The sequence below is a fragment of the Actinomyces sp. genome, from assembly GCF_030524025.1.
In the GTDB taxonomy this organism is placed as follows: Bacteria; Actinomycetota; Actinomycetes; order Actinomycetales; family Actinomycetaceae; genus Actinomyces.
On the sequence record NZ_JAUNHI010000001.1, the window covers coordinates 1 to 17,771 of the forward strand.

The 17,771-nt window shown below is 72.6% G+C and carries 15 protein-coding genes; 9 read left to right on the forward strand and 6 right to left on the reverse strand.

Going from position 1 to position 17,771, the window contains the following annotated elements; translation table 11 throughout:
- The 5 genes from Q4C85_RS00005 to Q4C85_RS00025 all read left to right on the forward strand — a co-directional run.
- On the forward strand, positions 1 to 2,932 hold a 2,932-nt coding region (locus tag Q4C85_RS00005), incomplete at its 5' end, for a VanW family protein (protein ID WP_303138266.1).
- 142 nt (positions 2,933 to 3,074) lie between these two features.
- Positions 3,075 to 3,404, forward strand: a complete 330-nt coding sequence (fdxA, locus tag Q4C85_RS00010; protein ID WP_303138269.1) for a ferredoxin — start codon at positions 3,075 to 3,077, stop codon at positions 3,402 to 3,404.
- 230 nt (positions 3,405 to 3,634) lie between these two features.
- Positions 3,635 to 4,861: a succinyldiaminopimelate transaminase gene (gene dapC, locus Q4C85_RS00015; protein ID WP_303138271.1), complete on the forward strand. Its 1,227-nt coding sequence runs from the start codon at positions 3,635 to 3,637 to the stop codon at positions 4,859 to 4,861.
- 165 nt (positions 4,862 to 5,026) lie between these two features.
- Positions 5,027 to 6,415 (forward strand): citrate synthase, encoded by a 1,389-nt coding sequence (locus Q4C85_RS00020; protein ID WP_303138273.1) that lies wholly within the window; start codon positions 5,027 to 5,029, stop codon positions 6,413 to 6,415.
- Positions 6,416 to 6,531: 116 nt separating this feature from the next.
- Positions 6,532 to 8,946, forward strand: a complete 2,415-nt coding sequence (locus Q4C85_RS00025) for a glycoside hydrolase family 3 C-terminal domain-containing protein (protein ID WP_303138275.1) — start codon at positions 6,532 to 6,534, stop codon at positions 8,944 to 8,946.
- Between the two features lie 71 nt (positions 8,947 to 9,017).
- On the opposite strand, the gene Q4C85_RS00030 is transcribed toward Q4C85_RS00025, so the two are convergent.
- Both Q4C85_RS00030 and dapD read right to left on the reverse strand, forming a co-directional pair.
- Positions 9,018 to 9,374: a hypothetical protein gene (locus tag Q4C85_RS00030; protein WP_303138278.1), complete on the reverse strand. Its 357-nt coding sequence runs from the start codon at positions 9,372 to 9,374 to the stop codon at positions 9,018 to 9,020.
- A 149-nt stretch (positions 9,375 to 9,523) separates the two neighbouring features.
- Positions 9,524 to 10,507: a 2,3,4,5-tetrahydropyridine-2,6-dicarboxylate N-succinyltransferase gene (gene dapD, locus Q4C85_RS00035; RefSeq protein WP_303138281.1), complete on the reverse strand. Its 984-nt coding sequence runs from the start codon at positions 10,505 to 10,507 to the stop codon at positions 9,524 to 9,526.
- A gap of 239 nt (positions 10,508 to 10,746) precedes the next feature.
- Here dapD and Q4C85_RS00040 point away from each other — a divergent pair, with 239 nt between their 5' ends.
- A complete protein-coding gene (locus Q4C85_RS00040) occupies positions 10,747 to 11,436 on the forward strand; it encodes a histidine phosphatase family protein (RefSeq protein ID WP_303138283.1) in 690 nt (229 codons plus the stop codon).
- On the forward strand, positions 11,433 to 12,209 hold the full coding sequence (locus Q4C85_RS00045; RefSeq protein ID WP_303138284.1) for a hypothetical protein: 777 nt from the start codon (positions 11,433 to 11,435) through the stop codon (positions 12,207 to 12,209). Before Q4C85_RS00040 ends, Q4C85_RS00045 begins: the two co-directional genes overlap by 4 nt.
- A 227-nt stretch (positions 12,210 to 12,436) precedes the next feature.
- On the opposite strand, the gene Q4C85_RS00050 is transcribed toward Q4C85_RS00045, so the two are convergent.
- Both Q4C85_RS00050 and Q4C85_RS00055 read right to left on the reverse strand, forming a co-directional pair.
- Positions 12,437 to 12,907: a PLD nuclease N-terminal domain-containing protein gene (locus Q4C85_RS00050; RefSeq protein ID WP_303138286.1), complete on the reverse strand. Its 471-nt coding sequence runs from the start codon at positions 12,905 to 12,907 to the stop codon at positions 12,437 to 12,439.
- A 98-nt stretch (positions 12,908 to 13,005) separates the two neighbouring features.
- On the reverse strand, positions 13,006 to 13,302 hold the full coding sequence (locus Q4C85_RS00055) for a hypothetical protein (protein WP_303138288.1): 297 nt from the start codon (positions 13,300 to 13,302) through the stop codon (positions 13,006 to 13,008).
- On the opposite strand from Q4C85_RS00055, the gene Q4C85_RS00060 reads away from it, so the two are divergent.
- Positions 13,288 to 14,595 (forward strand): AMP-binding protein, encoded by a 1,308-nt coding sequence (locus Q4C85_RS00060; RefSeq protein WP_303138291.1) that lies wholly within the window; start codon positions 13,288 to 13,290, stop codon positions 14,593 to 14,595. The genes Q4C85_RS00055 and Q4C85_RS00060 overlap by 15 nt on opposite strands.
- The gene (locus Q4C85_RS00065; RefSeq protein WP_303138293.1) at positions 14,588 to 15,550 is read left to right on the forward strand and encodes a 1,4-dihydroxy-2-naphthoate polyprenyltransferase; all 963 of its coding nucleotides are present in this window, start codon (positions 14,588 to 14,590) and stop codon (positions 15,548 to 15,550) included. The genes Q4C85_RS00060 and Q4C85_RS00065 overlap by 8 nt, the downstream gene beginning before the upstream one ends.
- A gap of 234 nt (positions 15,551 to 15,784) precedes the next feature.
- Here the strand turns inward: Q4C85_RS00065 and Q4C85_RS00070 are convergent, their stop codons facing one another.
- Both Q4C85_RS00070 and Q4C85_RS00075 read right to left on the reverse strand, forming a co-directional pair.
- Positions 15,785 to 16,372 (reverse strand): DUF1440 domain-containing protein, encoded by a 588-nt coding sequence (locus tag Q4C85_RS00070; RefSeq protein WP_303138295.1) that lies wholly within the window; start codon positions 16,370 to 16,372, stop codon positions 15,785 to 15,787.
- Positions 16,373 to 16,544: 172 nt separating this feature from the next.
- Entirely contained in the window at positions 16,545 to 17,627 is a 1,083-nt protein-coding gene (locus Q4C85_RS00075) for a 1,4-dihydroxy-2-naphthoyl-CoA synthase (RefSeq protein WP_303138296.1), read from the reverse strand.
- Positions 17,628 to 17,771: the final 144 nt, after the last annotated feature.

Below are 17,771 nucleotides of genomic sequence, written 5' to 3' on the forward strand. Positions count from 1 at the left end.
GGAGATCGCCGCGGATGCGGTGGAGGCCGAGCCCACGCCTGAGGATGAGGAGGGTGTCGAGCCCGAGGAGGTCGCTCCGGAGATCGCCGCGGATGCGGTGGAGGCCGAGCCCACGCCTGAGGATGAGGAGGGTATCGAGCCCGAGGCGGATGCCACGGAGCCCGAGCCCGTGGTTGAGGCTGAGGAGGGTGCTGAGCCCGAGGTCGAGCAGGACCTCGAGGCCGAGGAGGTCGTTTCGCAGATCGCCGCGGATGCGGTGGAGGCCGAGCCCATGGTTGAGGCTGTGGCCGAGCCCGCACCTGAGGATGAGGAGGGTGTCGAGCCCGAGGCGGATGCCGCGGTAATCACCGCGGATGCGGCGGAGCCTGAGCCCGTGGTTGAGGCTGTGGCCGAGCCCGGGGTTGAGGCTGTGGCCGGTGGTGTGGTGGTTGCTGTGGCGGAGCCCGTGGTTGAGGCGGAGGCCGAGCCCGCACCTGAGGATGAGACAGGCACGGAGCCCGATACGGACCAGTTCTCGGAACCGGTCGCCCCGGAGAGCGCCGCGCCGGAGGCCGAGGCGGCGCCCGCCCTCGAGGGGGCGGCCGACACCGAGCCCGAGACCGCTGAGGAGCCCATCGCCGAGGAGCCCGTCTTCGTGCTGCCCGCTGCTATCCCTCCAGCCGCCCGCGCGACAGGTGGGGCCGCGCCCGGGCCCACGGGCGTCGACCAGGTGCCACCGACGCCGGTGGCTGGGGTGGCCCAGAATGACGAGCCCGCCGAGGACGTTGAGGAGCCCGCCGGGGCGGGCGGCTCCGGGACGGGCGCATCGGTCCTCGTCAACGCCGAGCACGCGGTCCCCGAAACCCCCGAGCCTAACGAGGCCCTCGAACCTGACGAGCCCATCGAGTCAGCCGAGGTCACCGAGGCCGCAGCGGCCTTACAGCCCGCGGCGCGCTCCCGCGTGGTCAAGACGGCGGCAGCCACCGGCGTCCTTTCCCGCATCCGCCGCCTGCCCCGCGGGCGGGTCGCAGGGATCGCGACGGCCGCCATCCTGCTCCTCGTGTGGGGCGGCGCCGCCTGGGTCACCACCCTGAGCACATCGGCCGGGGCGACGATCGCCGGCGTCGACGTCGGCGGGATGAGCAGCCAGGAGGCCCGCGCCGCCGTCGAGAGCTCCATGACCGCGAGCCTGTCCCAGCCCGTGACCGTGACCGTGACCGACTCCTCCGACCAGCTCGTTCCGGCCGAGTCGGGGGTCACGGTCGACGCCGCGGCCAGCGTCCGGCAGCTGACGGGATTCACTCTCAACCCCGTCACGATCATCCAGCGCCTGACCGGCCCCGAGGTCGAGGCAGTCACCGTCGTCGACGACAAGGCCCTGACCGCCGCGCTCAACGACCGCCTGCCCGCCCTGTCGATCGGCACTGTCAACGCGACCGTTGCCCTGGAAGGGACCACCCCGGTCGTCACCCCCGCCGCCAACGGGACCGGGCTCGACGTGGCGGCCACGGTGAGCGCCCTGTCCCAGAACTGGCCCCTGGGGGAGTCGAGCATCGCGCTCCAGGAGGGTGTCGCCGTCCCCGCGATCACCGATGAGGACGCCGCCACCTTCGTCGACGGCACGCTGACCCCACTGCTGTCGGGCGACCTGACCATCACCGCCGCCGGCACCTCCGTGGAGTCCAAGGCCGTGACCCAGGACCTCGTGCTCACCCCCGAGGAGATCGCCGCCCTGCTGACCATCAGCACCGAAGGCGGCGACCTCAGCGCCGTGCTCAACAACGAGGCCCTCCACGCGGCGATCCTCGCGGCCATGGGCGAGATCGAGGTCCCCGCCCAGGACGCCACCTGGACCATCGACGGCACCGCCGCCGGCGCGGCCACCGCCACACCCCAGTACGTCGCGCCCTCCACGGGTGAGGGCGTGGACATGGCGGCGCTGAGCACCGCACTCATCGAGGCCGGCTCCTCGGGCACGACGCCCGCCCAGCGCACGGTGCCACTGCCGGTCACCGTCCTGGAGCCGACCAACACGACCCCGCAGGACCAGTGGGGGATCGTCGAGGTCGTCGGCGAGTACTCCACACCCTTCACCTCCGACTCCGCGCGCGACCAGAACCTCACCCGGGGCGCCGAGCTGATGAACGGGCAGGTCGTCCAGCCCGGACAGACCTTCTCGGTCAATGACGCCCTGGGCGAGGTCGATGCCGAGCATGGGTTCGCCGCGGCGGGTGTCATCTCCAACGGTGAGCATGTCGATGCCATGGGCGGAGGGCTGTCCCAGATCGGGACGACCATGTTCAACGCCGGGTTCGAGGCCGGGATGGACGACGTCGAGCACCACCCGCACTCCTACTGGTTCGAGCGCTACCCGGCGGGTCGTGAAGCGACGATCTGGACCGGAGACAAGGACGTCAAGTTCGCCAACACCACCCCCTACGCCGTCCTCATCCAGGCATGGGTCGCCGACGGCCAGGTGCACGCCCGGATCTGGTCGACCCACTACTACGACGTGACAATCACCAGCGGTGAGCGCTACAACTACCGGCCCATCCAGACGGTCACCAGGCCGGCGGGCCCCAGCTGCACCCCCTACGGGGGAGGCTCGGCAGGTTTCGACATCGTCGTGACCCGCACCCGCACCGCCCCGGACAAGACGGTCCCCGACGACGTCCTGACGACCAGCTACCAGGCCGACAACACCGTCCTGTGCGTCGCCGGGGCCTCCTCAACGTCCTCCGCCGCACCCTCGGCAGGCACAGCCACCGACTCCGGGAGCACGCCGGAACAGGCGGCAACAACCCAAGACGAGCCGGCACCTGCCAACCCCTCGACGCGCTCCACCCAGCCGGCCACCGCCCCGACGTCCAAGGCCACCTCCCCCGCCCCCGTAGAGACCCGCCAGCCGATCACCGGGGACAATGGGCCGGACGACGCGGGCACGGACGACTGACGCGCACGAACGTCACCCCGGTCCGGTTGCGTGCCCAGGACCACCACCGGCACGGCTTGGGCAGCGCGGGGCCAAGGACGATACTTGCTGCGTGACCGGCACGTGCCGGCACGGTCATCTCGATCAGGAGAGGAAACTCAGTATGACCTACGTCATCGCCCAGCCCTGTGTGGATGTCAAGGACCGTGCCTGTGTCGACGAGTGTCCGGTCGACTGCATCTATGAAGGCGAGCGCAGCCTGTACATCAACGCCGACGAGTGCGTCGACTGCGGTGCCTGCGAGCCGGTCTGCCCGGTGGAGGCGATCTACTACGAGGACGACGTCCCCGAGGAGTGGTCGGACTACACCCGGGCCAATATCGACTTCTTCGAGCTCAGGGGCCTGGGATCGCCCGGGGGCGCCCAGAAGACCGGGCCGCTCGACTACGACGACCCCATGATCGCCGCCCTGCCCCCGCAGAACGGCGGCTGAGGCGACTGCACGCCGCTGACGGCGCACGGAGGCGCACCCGTGCCCCGTCAGCGGCGCGCCGGCGACCGTGTGGGCGGACGGGCGCAGTGGGGCGCCGATAGGCACGGACAGGTACGGACAGGCACGGTGTCGGGCACGGTCGGGCCGGCGCACGCGGTCCTGGGGCGCGGTCGCGCCCCGGGGGAGAGCTGGTCGCGCACGTGGAGCCCGGGCCGGGGCACAATCGGCCTGTGAGCGACACTCCCTCCCGCCGGCACGCCGCCACGGCGTCCCGCGCACGCATCCTGCCGCGCCCTCCGGCCCTGCCCGACTTCCCGTGGGACTCTCTGCGCCCCTTCCGTCAGCGTGCGGCCGAGCACCCGGGTGGCGTGGTGGACCTGGCCGTCGGCACCCCCGTCGACCCCACCCCCGGGCTCGCTCGGTCCGCCCTCGCCGCAGCCTCGGACGCCCCCGGCTACCCCACGGCCGTGGGCACCCCCGAGGTCCGCGCGGCGATCATCGACTGGATGGGGCGCCGTCGCGGGGTGACCGGCCTGGGCCAGGACTGCGTCGTGCCCACGATCGGGTCGAAGGAGTCGGTGGCGCTCCTGCCGCTCCAGCTCGGGGTGGGGCCCGGCGACCTCGTCCTCCACCCCCGGGCCGCCTACCCCACCTACGACGTCGGCGCCCGGCTGGCCGGGGCCCGTCCCGTCGCCGTGGACACCGACGCTGACCCCGACACCTGGGAGCTGCCCGAAGGCGGCACGGTGGCCCTCATCTGGCTCAACAGCCCCGGCAACCCCGACGGCCACGTCCTGTCGGTCGCCCAGCTGCGCCGGATCGTGGAGTGGGCCCGCCGCTTCGGCGCGGTGGTCGCCGCCGACGAGTGCTACGCCGAGCTCGCCTGGGACGAGCCGTGGGCCACTGGGGGAGTCCCTAGCCTCCTCGACCCCGGCGTGACCGGCACGGGGAGCGGCTCCGCCCCCGACCTGTCCGGCCTCCTGGTCCTGTACTCCCTGTCCAAGCAGTCCAACCTCGCCGGTTACCGGGCGGCCTTCGTGGCCGGTGACCCCGTCCTGGTCGACGCCCTTACGCAGGTGCGCAAGCACGCCGGGCTGCTCGTGCCCGCGCCGGTCCAGGCGGCCATGGCGGCCGCGCTGGGTGATGAGGAGCATGTCCGCTCCCAGCGTGCGACCTACCGCCGGCGCCGCGAGATCCTCCTGGAGGCCACGGCGGCGGCCGGCCTGCTCAACGACCCCGCCTCCGCCGCCGGCCTGTACCTCTGGCTCTCGGGCCCGCAGCGCATGAGTGCCCTCGACCTCGTGGGCGCTTTCGCCGAGCTGGGGATCGTCGTCGCACCGGGCGACTTCTACGGTGAGGCGGGCACCGGCCGGGTCCGCATGAGCCTGACCGACACCGACGAGCGGGTGGCCGCCGCGGCCTGCCGGCTCAGGGCCACCGACCTGTTCCGTCCCTGAGTGCCGGAGCGGGGCGCGCCAGTGAGGCTCACGGCACGGAGCCCCGGGCGAGACGCGGCGGCACGAGGGTGCCCGACCCCGTACAGTGGTCTGAGGATGAGGACCACTGACCCCAGGACGCATGTCCCGGGGCCGTTCGCTGCCGCCAGCAGTTAAGGAGACACCATGACCGACGCGGTCACCGACCTCAACGACCTGGACGTCCCCGGCGTTCTGACTGTGGGTGGGACGAGCCTCGAGCTGCCCCGCACCCACGCCACCGACGGCTCGGACGGTCTGGGCGTCGGCCGCCTGCTGGGGGCCACCGGCCTGGTCACACTCGACCCCGGTTACACCAACACCGCCTCGTGCACCTCCGACATCACCTACATCGACGGCGACGCGGGCATCCTGCGCTACCGCGGCTACCCGATCGCCGAGCTCGCCACCTCCTCGAGCTTCCTGGAGGTCGCCTACCTGCTCATCAACGGCGAGCTTCCCGACGGCCAGACCCTGGAGCGCTTCGAGCGCCGCATCGGCCGCCACCGCCTCCTGCACGAGGACTTCCTCAGCTTCTTCACCTCCTTCCCCTCCTCGGGCCACCCCATGGCGATCCTCCAGGCGGGCATCGCCGGCCTGGCCACCTACTACGAGGACACCCTCAACCCGCATGACCCCTACGAGCGCGAGCTGGCCACCGTCCTGCTGCTGAGCAAGATGCCGACGATGATCAGCTACATCGCCCGGCGCGCCATCGGGCTGCCGCTGCTCTACCCCGACCCCAAGCGCGGCTACGTCGAGGACTTCCTCAACATGACCTTCGGCATGCCCTACCAGGTCCACGACATCGACCCGGCGGTCATCCGCGCCCTGGACATGCTGCTCATCCTCCACGCCGATCACGAGCAGAACTGCTCGACCTCGACCGTCCGGCTCGTGGGATCCTCGGACGCCAACATGTACGCCTCGGTGGCCGCCGGGGTGGGCGCGCTGTCCGGGCCGCTGCACGGCGGAGCCAATGAGGCCGTGCTGCGTATGCTCGACACGATCCAGTCCGAGGGGATGAGCACCGCCGAATTCGTCCGCAAGGTCAAGAACAAGGAGGACGGGGTCAAGCTGATGGGCTTCGGCCACCGGGTCTACAAGAACTACGACCCGCGCGCCGCCCTGGTCAAGGCCACTGCCCACGACGTGCTGACCCGGCTCGGCTCGGACGACGGGGACCGCAAGCTCGAGATCGCCATGGAGCTCGAGGAGGTCGCCCTGTCCGACGACTACTTCATCTCCCGCAAGCTCTACCCGAACGTCGACTTCTACACCGGGCTCATCTACCAGGCGATGGGCTTCCCGACGAAGATGTTCACCCCGCTGTTCGCCCTGGGGCGCCTGCCGGGCTGGATCGCCCAGTACCGCGAGATGATGGACGACCCGGCCAAGCGCATCGGCCGGCCCCGCCAGGTCTACACCGGCGAGCCCGAGCGGCACTACGTGGCCATGCACCGCCGCGAGCGGGCGGCCGCCTACCCCGGCACCCGTGCCGGCGTGCCCAGCCTCGACCAGGTCACCCGCGTGTGAGGCTCCGGGGCCTGACCCAGTCGGGCGCCGGTCCCCGCCCGCAAACGGGCCACCGCTCGACAGCGGTCGTCTAGGCTGGGGCGGTCCCGCACGAGCCTCGACGGAGAGGATCCCCTATGACCACGAGTGAGGTCGCCCAGGCCCTGACCACTGCCACGGGGGAGGACCGCTGGGTCGACCCCCGGCTCAGCGAGCTGGCGCGCCACGCCGCGGCACAGGGAACCGTCCTGCTGCGCAACGACGGCGCGCTGCCGTTGGCCGCCGACCAGCCGGTAGCCGTCTTCGGCCGGGTGCAGGTCGACTGGTTCGCCGTCGGCTACGGGTCGGGCGGCGACGTCAACGCCGCCTACACGACCACCCTGCTCGACGGGCTCGAGGAGCTGGGCGCCGCGGTCGACCCCGAGCTGGCTGCCACCTACCGTCGCTGGTGCGCCGCCCAGGAGCCCCCGGTCGAGGAGTGGGGCAACTGGCCGCGCTTCTACCCCGAGATGGAGCTCGACGACGCGGTCGTCACTAGTGCCGCCGCACGCGCCGCCACCGCGGTCGTCGTCGTCGGCCGGGCGGCCGGCGAGGACCGTGAGAACGTCCTGGAGCCCGGCTCCTACTACCTCACCGCCGCCGAGCGCACGCTCCTGGAGCAGGTGACCAGCCGCTTCGAGCGCACCGTGGTGGTGGTCAACACCGGCAACGTCATGGACCTGTCCTGGGCCGAGGAGCTGGGAGTCAACGCCCTGGTCCTGGCCTGGCCGGGCGGCATGGAGGGGGGCCGTGCCCTCGCGCAGGTCCTCACCGGCGTGCTCGAGCCCGGCGGGCGCCTGACCGACACGATCGCCCGCACCTACGAGGACTATCCCAGCGCCACCTTCTTCGGGGGCAAGGAGTTCAACAACTACGCCGAGGACATCTTCGTCGGCTACCGCTACTTCGAGACCTTCGCCCCCGACACCGTCCTGTTCCCCTTCGGCCACGGGCTGGGCTACACGACGATCACCCTGACACCCACCGGTCTGTCCGACGACGGCCGGACGGCCACACTGCGCCTGCGGGCCACCAACACCGGTGATCGTCCCGGCACGACGGTCGCGCAGGTCTATCACGGCGCCCCGCAGTCGGCGGCGCTGCCACGTCCGGCCCGCGAGCTCCTCGCCTTCATCCGCACCCCGGAGCTCGCGCCCGGCGCCTCCCAGGACCTTGAGCTGTCCTTCGACCTCGACGGCCTAGCCTCCTTCGACGACTCCGGCGCCACGGGCCGCAAGGACGCCTGGGTCCTGGAGCCCGGCACCTACCCCGTCCACGTCGGCACCTCGGTGCGCGAGACCGTCGAGGCCGGGCGGATCGAGGTCGCCGCCCTGCGCGTTGTCGAACAGCTCGCCGAGGCCCTCGCCCCGGACCCGGCCAACCCCTTCGAGCGGATGACCCTCGTGCCCGGGCCGGCAGGTCCGTCCCTGGGCTGGGAGCCCGTGCCCACCTCGACCATCGACCTGCGCGAGCGGATCCTGTCCCGCCTGCCCGAGACGATCACCCCCACCGGCGAAGGCGGCATCACCTTAGAGGACGTGGCCGAGGGCCGGGCCGGCCTGGAGGACTTCGTCGCCCAGCTGAGCGTGGCCGAGCTCGCCCAGCTGTCCTACGGCGACGTCGAGATGAACTCGCCCCTGGGCGCGCCCGGCAACGCCGGTGCCTTCGGGGGGCTGACCGCCCAGCTGCGCGCGCGGGGCATCCCCCCGGTCATCACGACCGACGGCCCCTCGGGGATCCGTCTGTCGGCTTGGGCCAGCCTCCTGCCCTGCGGCACCGCCCTGGCCTCGACATGGGACCCCGACCTGCTCGAGCGGATCGCCTGCCTGCACGGGCAGGAGATGATCCGCAAGGGCTCCGACGTGCTGCTGGCCCCGGGGATGAACATCCACCGCGACCCGCTGTGCGGACGCAACTTCGAGTACTACTCCGAGGACCCCCTCCTGACCGGGCTGTGCGCGGCGGCGGTCGTGCGCGGCATCCAGTCCCAGGGCGTGGCCGCCTGCCCCAAGCACCTGGCCTGCAACAACCAGGAGACCGAGCGGATCTACAACGACTCCCGGGTCTCGGCGCGGGCGCTGCGGGAGATCTACCTGCGCGGTTTCCGCATCTGCGTCGAGCAGGCCGGGCCGCGCACCATCATGACCAGCTACAACAAGATCAACGGCCAGTGGGCGCACTACAACTACGACCTGGTCACCACCATCCTGCGCGGCGAGTGGGGCTATGAGGGCATGGTCATGACCGACTGGTGGATGCGCTACGCCCCCGACCCGCACTTCCCCGCCCTGCAGGACTCGGCCACCCGCGTGCGCGCCGGGGTCGATGTCCTCATGCCCGGCGGGCGGACCTGGACCTCCACGCGCGAGGAGGGGCACGACGACGCCGTCCTGGCCGGGTATGACCCGCAGGACGCCAGTGGCGAGCACCTGACCCTCGGCGAGCTCCAGCGCACCGCGCTCCACGTCCTGCTCATGGCCCTGAGCACGAGCAAGGCGCGCCCGGCCGAGTAGTAGTCGCGCTCGGACTCGGGAATCTCGTGGGGCGGACGGTCGTCCTCGGCACGGGCGGCACCCAGGGGCGCTCATGGGATCACCCCGGTGACGATGAGCAGGGGGAGCGCCCCGTTGACCAGGGCGACCGCGGCCGCCACGGCCAGGGCGATGACCAGGACCGTGCGGCGCAGTCGCGCCCCCGTGCCGCCCAGGTCGTGGACGACCGACCACAGCCCGTGGGCCAGGTGGATCCCCAGGGTGAGCATGACCAGGGTGTAGAACACGGCCATGCCCGGGCGTGAGAGGCTGGCCAGGAGGTTCTCGTAGGCGTGGACCCCGGTGCCCGTCGGTGCGAGGAACCCCCCGGGGGCCACGAGCCTGCCGATCGTCAGGTCCAGGAGGTGGATGACGACGAAGGCGAGGATGAGGCCGCCGGTGACGACCATCGAGCGGGCCCCTGCCGTCCGGGATTGTCTCGTGGATCACACCCAATGGTGGGAGGGTGGGCGATCTTCCCGACATGCGGGCCGGACCGTCTCGCCGCGCGCCGGAGGCCGGCGCTCCCGGGGTGGCCACCGGCGGGCGGGGCGGCCGCTTACTGGTCGGTGTGCAGGGCCGAGTTCAGCTCGATGCCCTTGCCGCCCCGGGCCATGGCCTCGACGGCGCCGGACTGGGAGTTGCGGCGGAACAGGACGTTGGAGGCCCCGGCCAGCTCCCGGGCGGAGACCACCCGCGGCTCCTGGAACAGGCCGTGCTTGCCGGGCACGACGCCTCCGGAGGGCAGCACCGAGACCTTCGTCCCCGCGGTCACGTACAGGCCGGCCTCGACGACGCAGTCGTCGCCCAGGGGGATGCCCAGGCCCGAGTTTGCCCCGAGCAGGCACCGCTCGCCCAGGGCTACGCGCTGGCGGCCGCCCCCGGAGAGCATGCCCATCGTCGAGGCCCCGCCACCGACATCGGAGCCGTCCCCGATGACAACGCCCTGGGAGATGCGGCCCTCGACCATGGAGCGGCCGAGGGTGCCGGCGTTGTAGTTGACGAAGCCGGCGTGCATGATCGTCGTCCCCTCGGCCAGGTGCGCACCGAGGCGGACGTTCGAGGCGTTGCCGATGCGCACCCCCGAGGGCAGGACGTAGTCGGTCATGCGGGGGAACTTGTCGACCGACAGGACCTGGACCGGGCGGCCCAGTGCCGCGCGCAGGCGGGTCCGGGTGGTCTCGAAGTCCTCGGCGGCGCAGGGGCCCGCCGAGGTCCACACGACATTGGGGAGGCGGGAGAAGATCCCGTCGAGGTTGACCGTGTTCGGCAGCGCCAGGCGGTGGGACAGGACGTGAAGACGCAGGTAGGCTCCGGCGACCGTCTCAGGGGCGTCGTCGAGGTCGACCCAGGTGCGCACCACCGTCGTGTGGACGCCGCGGGCGGCGTCCCGCCGCTCCATCGCGGTCAGCGTCGACAGGAGAGCAGCGTCGCCGTCGGCGGGCTCGTCTCCGAGGATGGGCTTGGGGTACCACACGTCCAGGGTGTTGCCGTCGTCAGTCACGGTCGCCAGACCGAGACCCCATGCGCTGCGAGTCGTCATGGCCGACACGATACGGGACGGCCACCACCGACGCCCTGCGATGCCCGCGATCCGGGCGCGGCCGGGCCGCACCGGGCGCCGGTCCCCCCGCCGGCGCCGGAGGAGCGTCTCGATCACGGCCTGTCGGGCACCTGGTCGGGTGCCAAGAGGCTGCCGTTCTCCCATGGCGCTGCCGCGGCCGGAGGGACGGGTCGGTCCGGCCGGAGCGGAGCGCGGACCAGGCGTGACAGAATCGCCCCATGGCGCGCACGACGATCCACCTCATGAGGCACGGCGAGGTCTACAACCCCCAGGGCGTCCTGTACGGGCGCCTGCCCGGCTTCCACCTCTCCGAGCTCGGCCACCAGATGGCCGAGCAGGTGGCCGAGGTCCTGTCGGCCTCTGGCCACGACATCACCGCCGTCATCACCTCCCCGCTGGAGCGGGCCCGGGAGACCGGGGCGCCCACGGCCGCGGCCTACGGTCTGAGGGCCACAACCGACGAGCGTCTCATCGAGGCCGACAACCGCTTCGAGGGGCTCCCGGTCAACCGCGACCGCAGGACCCTGGTGCGGCCCGAGCACTGGCTGTCCTACGTCAACCCGCTGCGCCCGGGCTGGGGGGAGCCCTACACCGAGCTCGTGGCCCGGATGCGGGGCGCGATCATCGACGCCCTGGGGCAGGCCGAGGGGCATGAGGCCCTCCTTGTGTCCCACCAGCTGCCGGTGTGGACGGTGCGCCTGTGGCTGGAGGGGCGCCCCCTGGCCCATGACCCGCGCCGTCGCCAGTGCGCCCTGGCCTCCCTGACCTCCTTGACCTTCGACGGGCGCACGCTGGTCGGCCTGTCCTACTGGGAGCCGGCAGGCGACCTGCTGCGCCGCGCCCACGACATGGTGCCGGGAACCTCCGCGGCCGTCGAGGCGGTCGGCGCCCCCCAGGAGGGGGAGTGAGCCGTCCCCCGTCCCCCGATCTGTGGCCCGAGCCCCCAACCGGCGAGCTCGTCAGGCTGCCCGCCGCCGACCTGGCTCACGCCGCCCGGCCTGCGCCCCGACGGCCCTGGACCGGCCAGGACTTCGTGTGGTGGAACAGTGCCGCCGTGCTCACCGCGGTGTGCTCGGGGGCGCGGCCCAACCCCGTCTCCCCGGTCATCGACCCGGTGCGCCGCGCCTTCGCCTCCGACGAGGTCATGCTGGCCAGCTGCGACGCCGAACTGCTCATGTGGCGCCGCGGGGACGCGACCTACAACCCCTCGAGGGGCTTCTTCCTGGCGGCCGGTCCGGTGGGCCTGGCGCTGACGGCCGCCTTCTTCGGGGGCCAGGCCTACCTCAACTCCCGGCGCAAGAAGGCGGCGGAGGCCGACGCGGTCGAGAAGTGGCGCCACCTGGCCCGGGCCCGCCTGACCGTGTCGACGCACGGGATCTACCTGGGGACGGGCGAGGGAATCATGCCCGTGGGTTTCCGCGACGTCCAGGAGGTCCAGTGCACGGGGACCGGAGAGATCGTCATGGCGGCGGCCAACGCCTCGGGGTCGGCACGCTGGAAGCTGCGGGCCCAGTGGGCCGAGCTCGTCCTCATCCTGTGGGCCTGCCGTTACCTGCCCGACCATCCCCAGATCGTGGGTCGGACCTGGCTGCCCGCCGACTGGCTCATCCACGCCAGCGCGCACGGTTACGACGTCGACACCTCCTCCTGGCCCCGCGTCCTCCCCCGCGCCCTGCCCTGAGGGGCGCCCAGGACCCGCACCAGCCGCCCCCGGACCCACCCCTCACCGAGATCGGGACTTATGGCACCTCGAGATCGGGACTTATGGCACCTCGAGATCGGGGAAGGGGTGGGGCGGTCGATCCTCCTGCGGTGGGCCGCACCTGTGCGAGCGCCACCCGTGACACCCGGATGCCTCACCCCTGCCCTCGGGCCGCGCCGGAACCACCCCGACTGTCGCCACAGACCTTAGTGGCCTGGCGCTCCCGGCCCGCCGGTCGTGCCGTCGGGGTCGGTGCCCGGCTCCTCCGGCCCTTCCCCGTCGGGCCCCTCGTTCTCGCCGTCCTGGCCCGGGGAACCGGGCGTTGTCCCGTTGTCCGGCCGGTCTGCCCGACGGCGGCGGATGTCGCGCTCCAGCCCGCGCAGGAACTCGGGGTCGTCGTCGGGGGCCACCGGGCGCGGCCGCTCGGGCCGCTTGAAGGCGGTGCCCTCCCGCGAGGACCACACCGTCGGCTCGACGGTGCCGCCCCGCTCCTCGGCCGCCTTGACCCGCGAGGTGATGATCCACGCGATCGCCCCGATGGTTGGGAAGAGCACGATGAGCATGATCCACACGAACTTCGGGATCCTGGCGGGCATGTCCTCCTCCGGGGTGCGCGCGCAGTCCAGGAGGGAGTACAGCACGAGGGCGAGCACCACGACGATCAGGACAATACGCATGCCCACCACCTTAGAGGACTGCGGGCAGCCCGCCGAGGCGCGCACCAAAGGCCGGGACACCCCGGGTGCGGGTGTCCCGGCCCTCGGTGCCGGGCGGCTCACTTGACGGTGAGCGCCTCGGTCTGGGAATAGGCCTCGTAGCTGACCCCGGTCTCCACGCTCTCGAAGCGGTCGCGCTCGTAGACCATGGACCACGTGCCGTCGGCCAGATCGGTCGGCTCGGAGAAGTAGTTCTCCAGGGCGATCCAGCCGTCGGCGCTGCGCGTGTTCCACCCCGCGCTGATGGGGGTCAGGCCCGCCGCCTCGATCTCCTCGCCGGGCTCAGTGGTCTGCTCCTGGCCCTGCTGGCCCGCGCGCCGGCGGGATGGGACCCTTGTCGCGTGAGACCGATCCAAGCAGGGGACAGGGCCGTCACCCTCCTGCGGGGAGGGACGGCCCCCGAGGACGTCGCCGCCCTGAGCCGCGCCCTCCTGGCCCGCCTGGAGGACAAGGGGCTGCTCGCCGCAGGACCCCACCCGCCCGCAACCGCGCCGGCGCGCGGCGACCGTTCGCTGCTCGTCCCGGTGGCACCCGACGAGGAGCCCGGCGGTGTCCTGGCCGACCTCGGCCGTCGCCTGGGGGAGGTGCCCCTGGCCACCGACCTCATCCTGCGCACGTCGGGTTCGACAACCGGCACGGGCAGGCTGGTGGCCATGAGCGCCGAGGCACTCGTCACCTCGGCCCGGGCGACCCACGCCCGGCTGGACGGGCCGGGCCGGTGGGTCCTGGCCCTGCCCGCCCACCACGTCGCCGGGCTTCAGGTGCTCGTGCGCAGCGCGGTGGCGGGCACGGCCCCCGTCGTCGTCGATGGACGTCGGGGCTTTTGCCCCCGGGAGCTGGCCGGCGCGGTGCGCGCCGCGGTCCGGGCGGGCGGGCCGCCGGTCTACACCTCCCTGGTACCCACCCAGCTGCACGCCGTGCTGGCCCCGGGCCAGGAGCGCTGGGCCGCCGACCTGGCCCGGGCCGCGGGCATCCTCATCGGCGGGGCGGCCGCCGACCCCGATCTGTTGGCCCGCGCCCGGCGCGCCGGTCTGCGCGTCGTGACGACCTATGGGATGAGCGAGACCGGCGGCGGCTGCGTTTACGACGGGCTGCCCCTGGACGGGGTCTCGGTGCGTATCGAGGACGCCGGCCCCGACGGCGTCGGCAGGATCATCCTGGCGGGCCCGGTGCTGGCCGAGGGCTACGTCGAGGCCTCCGGCGTGGCGAGCTTCCCGGGCGAGGAGCTCGTCACCGCCGACCGGGGCCGCATCGGGCACGACGGGCGGCTCGAGGTCCTCGGACGCATCGACGACCTCATCGTGACCGGCGGGGTCAAGGTCGACCCCCGGCAGGTCGAGCAGGTCCTCCTCGACCTGCCGGGCGTCGGACAGGCCTGCGTCGTCGGCCTGCCCGACCCGCGCTGGGGCAGCGCCGTGGCGGCCGCGGTCGTCCCGCAGGCCGGCGCCTGCCTCGACCCCGAGACAATTCGGGCCCTGGCGCGCGAGCGCCTGGGCGGTGTGCGCGCCCCCAAGACCGTCGCGTTGCTCGCCGAGCTGCCCGTGCGCGGACCGGGCAAGGTCGACCGCCAGGCCCTCGTCGAGCGCCTCACCAGAGCCGCTCCCCGGTCCAGGGCCGGGGGAGCGGTAGGCTCCCAGGCCGATGGATGAGGATCGGGGAGCAGTGGCCGCGCCGGGCCGCGTGTCGGCGACGAGCTGGGCGGAGGTCGTGCGCCTGCGCACCCTGCCGGCGGCCCTCGCCCCCGTCGTGCTCGGTGCGGGGGCGGCCGTCCTCTTGGACTCCTTCTCCGCACCGCGCACCGTCCTGGCCGCCGGGGTCGCCCTGGCGCTGCAGATCGGCTCCAACCTCGCCAATGACTACTCCGACGGCGTGCGCGGCACCGACGACCACCGCGTCGGCCCGCCCCGCCTGACGGCCTCCGGGCTGGTGCCCCCGGCCACGGTCAGGAACGCCGCCCTGGGCTGCTTCGGTGCCGCCGGGGTGCTCGGCCTCGTGCTTGTCGCACTGAGCGGCCAGTGGTGGCTCCTGGGCGTCGGCGCCGCCGCCGTGGCAGCCGCATGGTTCTACACCGGTGGCTCCCACCCCTACGGTTACGCCGGATTCGGCGAGGTCTTCGTCTTCGTGTTCTTCGGGCTGGTCGCCGCCGCCGGGACGCTCTACGTCCAAGCGGGTTCCGTGCCCGGCTGGCTGTGGGCGGCGGCCTGCGGGATCGGCCTCATCGCCTGCGCCCTGCTCATGGTCAACAACCTGCGGGACATCGCCACCGACCCCGCCCACGGCAAGCGCACCCTGGCGGTGCGGCTGGGGGAGCGGCGCTCCCGGGGCACCTTCACGCTCATGGCCGGCGCCCCTGTCCCCCTGGCGGCGCTGGCCCTGACCTGGGCGGCGCAGGACTCCGGGGCCGGACCGCTCCCGGTGCCCGGATTGCTCGGCGGCGCCGCGGGCCTCGTGCTCCTCGGCCTGTTGGCGGGCAGGGCCATCGCGCCGGTCCTGCGCGGGGCCACGGGCGCCGACCTCATCGGCGTGCTGCGCGACGTCGGCCTCTACGAGCTGGCCTACGGCGCCGTCATGGCACTGGGGCTCGTGGCGCTGGGCGCCCGATAGGCCGACGCCTCCGCCTCGGGGCCGGTCTCGCCCCAGGACATGAGGGCGGTCTTCCTGTCCGACCGGGGGCTGGGGTACCGGCCGGTCGCCGAGGTCCAGACCCTCAACACCAACGACGACTGACACCCCGAGATCGGGACATATGACACCTCGAGATCGGTAGATTCCGTAGATATGGCGCGGCGGGGAGCGAGAAACGGCCTGTTCTCCACCCCCGAGGACATCACGCCCACCTCAGCGGGTGGCGTCGACCAGGGCGACCTCGGCGTCGGGCTCGTGGGTGATGCGGTTGCGCAGGTCGCGGCGCACGATCTCGATGCTCCACATCCACACGATGTGGCCGAAGAACTCCGAGAAGTGCTCCGACCAGGTCTGGGCGCCCTCGATCCACGGGAAGGGGTTGGGCGCCCAGCCCAGCAGCGGCATGACGACGACATGCGCCCCGATATACACGGCGATCCCGAAGACCGCGCCCTGCCAGAGCTTGATCCGGGGGTAGTACTCGGCGGCCACGCAGTACAGGAGGCCGAAGACGATCGCGAAGCTGAAGTGCACGATGAAGGACATGATCGGCAGCTCGTTGTTGCTGAAGGTGACCATCGTGTGCGAGGTCTCGGGGCTCATGCCGAACCACTCGAGCATCGCCTGGGGCGGGTTGGTGTCCGACCGCGGCCCGGGGGTGCGGGGAGGGAAGGGCACCTCCCAGCCGAACTTGACGATGGCGGAGAAGACTCCTGCGATGAGGCCAATGACTCCGGCCACCTTGACCCGACGGCGGGCCGGCTCGGTCGTGATGAGGTGCTGCGTGAGCCACTGGGTCATGGTGCTGCCTCCAGGGAAGCGGGTGATGCCGGGCTTCATGTCGGTGACGCCCCGGCTCGGGCCTCCCTAGGGTGTCACGTGCCGGGACCACGGTCTAACCAGTGCCCGGTGCCGGACCGGCCGGTGAACGCCGGTTGATGCCTGTCGGGACGGGGCCGGGTCAGAAGCTGCGTCAGAAGTAGTAGGGGAAGGCCGACCAGTCCGGGGCCCGGCGTTCCAGGAAGGCGTCGCGTCCCTCGGCGGCCTCGGCGGTCATGTAGGCCAGGCGTGTGGCCTCCCCGGCGAAGACCTGCTGGCCGGCCAGTCCGTCGTCGGCGAGGTTGAAGGCGAGCTTGAGCATCCGGATCGCCTGGGGGGACTTGCCCGCCACGATCGCGGCGTAGTCGAGCGCCCGCTCCTCGAGCTCGGCGTGGGGCACCGCCTCGTTGACCACCCCCCAGCGCTCGGCGTCCGCTGCCGAGTACTCGCGGGCCAGGAAGAAGATCTCGCGGGCGCGCTTGTCCCCGACCTGCCGTGCCAGCAGCGCCGAGCCGTAGCCGGCGTCGAAGGAGCCGACGTCTGCGTCGGTCTGCTTGAAGCGCGCGTGCTCGATGCTGGCCAGCGACAGGTCGCACACGACGTTGAGCGAGTGCCCACCACCGGCGGCCCAGCCACTGACCGCGGCGATCACCACCTTGGGCATTGTGCGGATGAGCCGCTGGACCTCGAGGATGTGCAGGCGCCCGGCGCGTGCGGCGTCGATACGCGCACGACGGGAGGCGACCTCGACGTCGTGGGGGTCCGGTGCTCCCTGGGGCGACGGCGGTGCGCCGGCGGGGGTCCCGGCCTGCCGAAGGTCTGCGGACGGTAACGCCTCCGACTCCTGCGGCCCGTCCTCGTGCTCGTAGCGGTAGCCGTCCGCGGCCCGGACGCGCTGGTCTCCGCCGGAGCAGAAACCCCACCCGCCGTCCTTGGGGCTCGGCCCGTTGCCGGTGAGCACGACTGCGCCGACGTCTCCGCTCATGCGGGCGTGGTCGAGGGCGAGGTAGAGCTCATCGACGGTGCGCGGCCTGAAGGCGTTGCGCAGCTCGGGGCGGTCGATGGCCACCCTGACGACGGGCAGGTCCCGCTGCCAGGTCCCGGCCTCGTCGCGCAGGCAGCCGCGGTGGTAGGTGACGTCGGTGAGGTTCTCGAAGCCCTCGACGGCGCGCCAGCGGGAGGGGTCTAAGATCTGGGAGACCCGCGGGGGCAGCGGGTGTGCGGTGGCCTCACTCATGGCTACCAGCGTAGGGGCAGTGCGCGTCGTTCCGGGGCCGGCGCCCATGGCCGTCGGGCTCCCCGGGGCAACGACCGGGGAACGCCACGCCGAGGGCAACGTGCCGGGGCGCGCCCGCGGGCCCGGTGTCCGGGGCGTCACCGA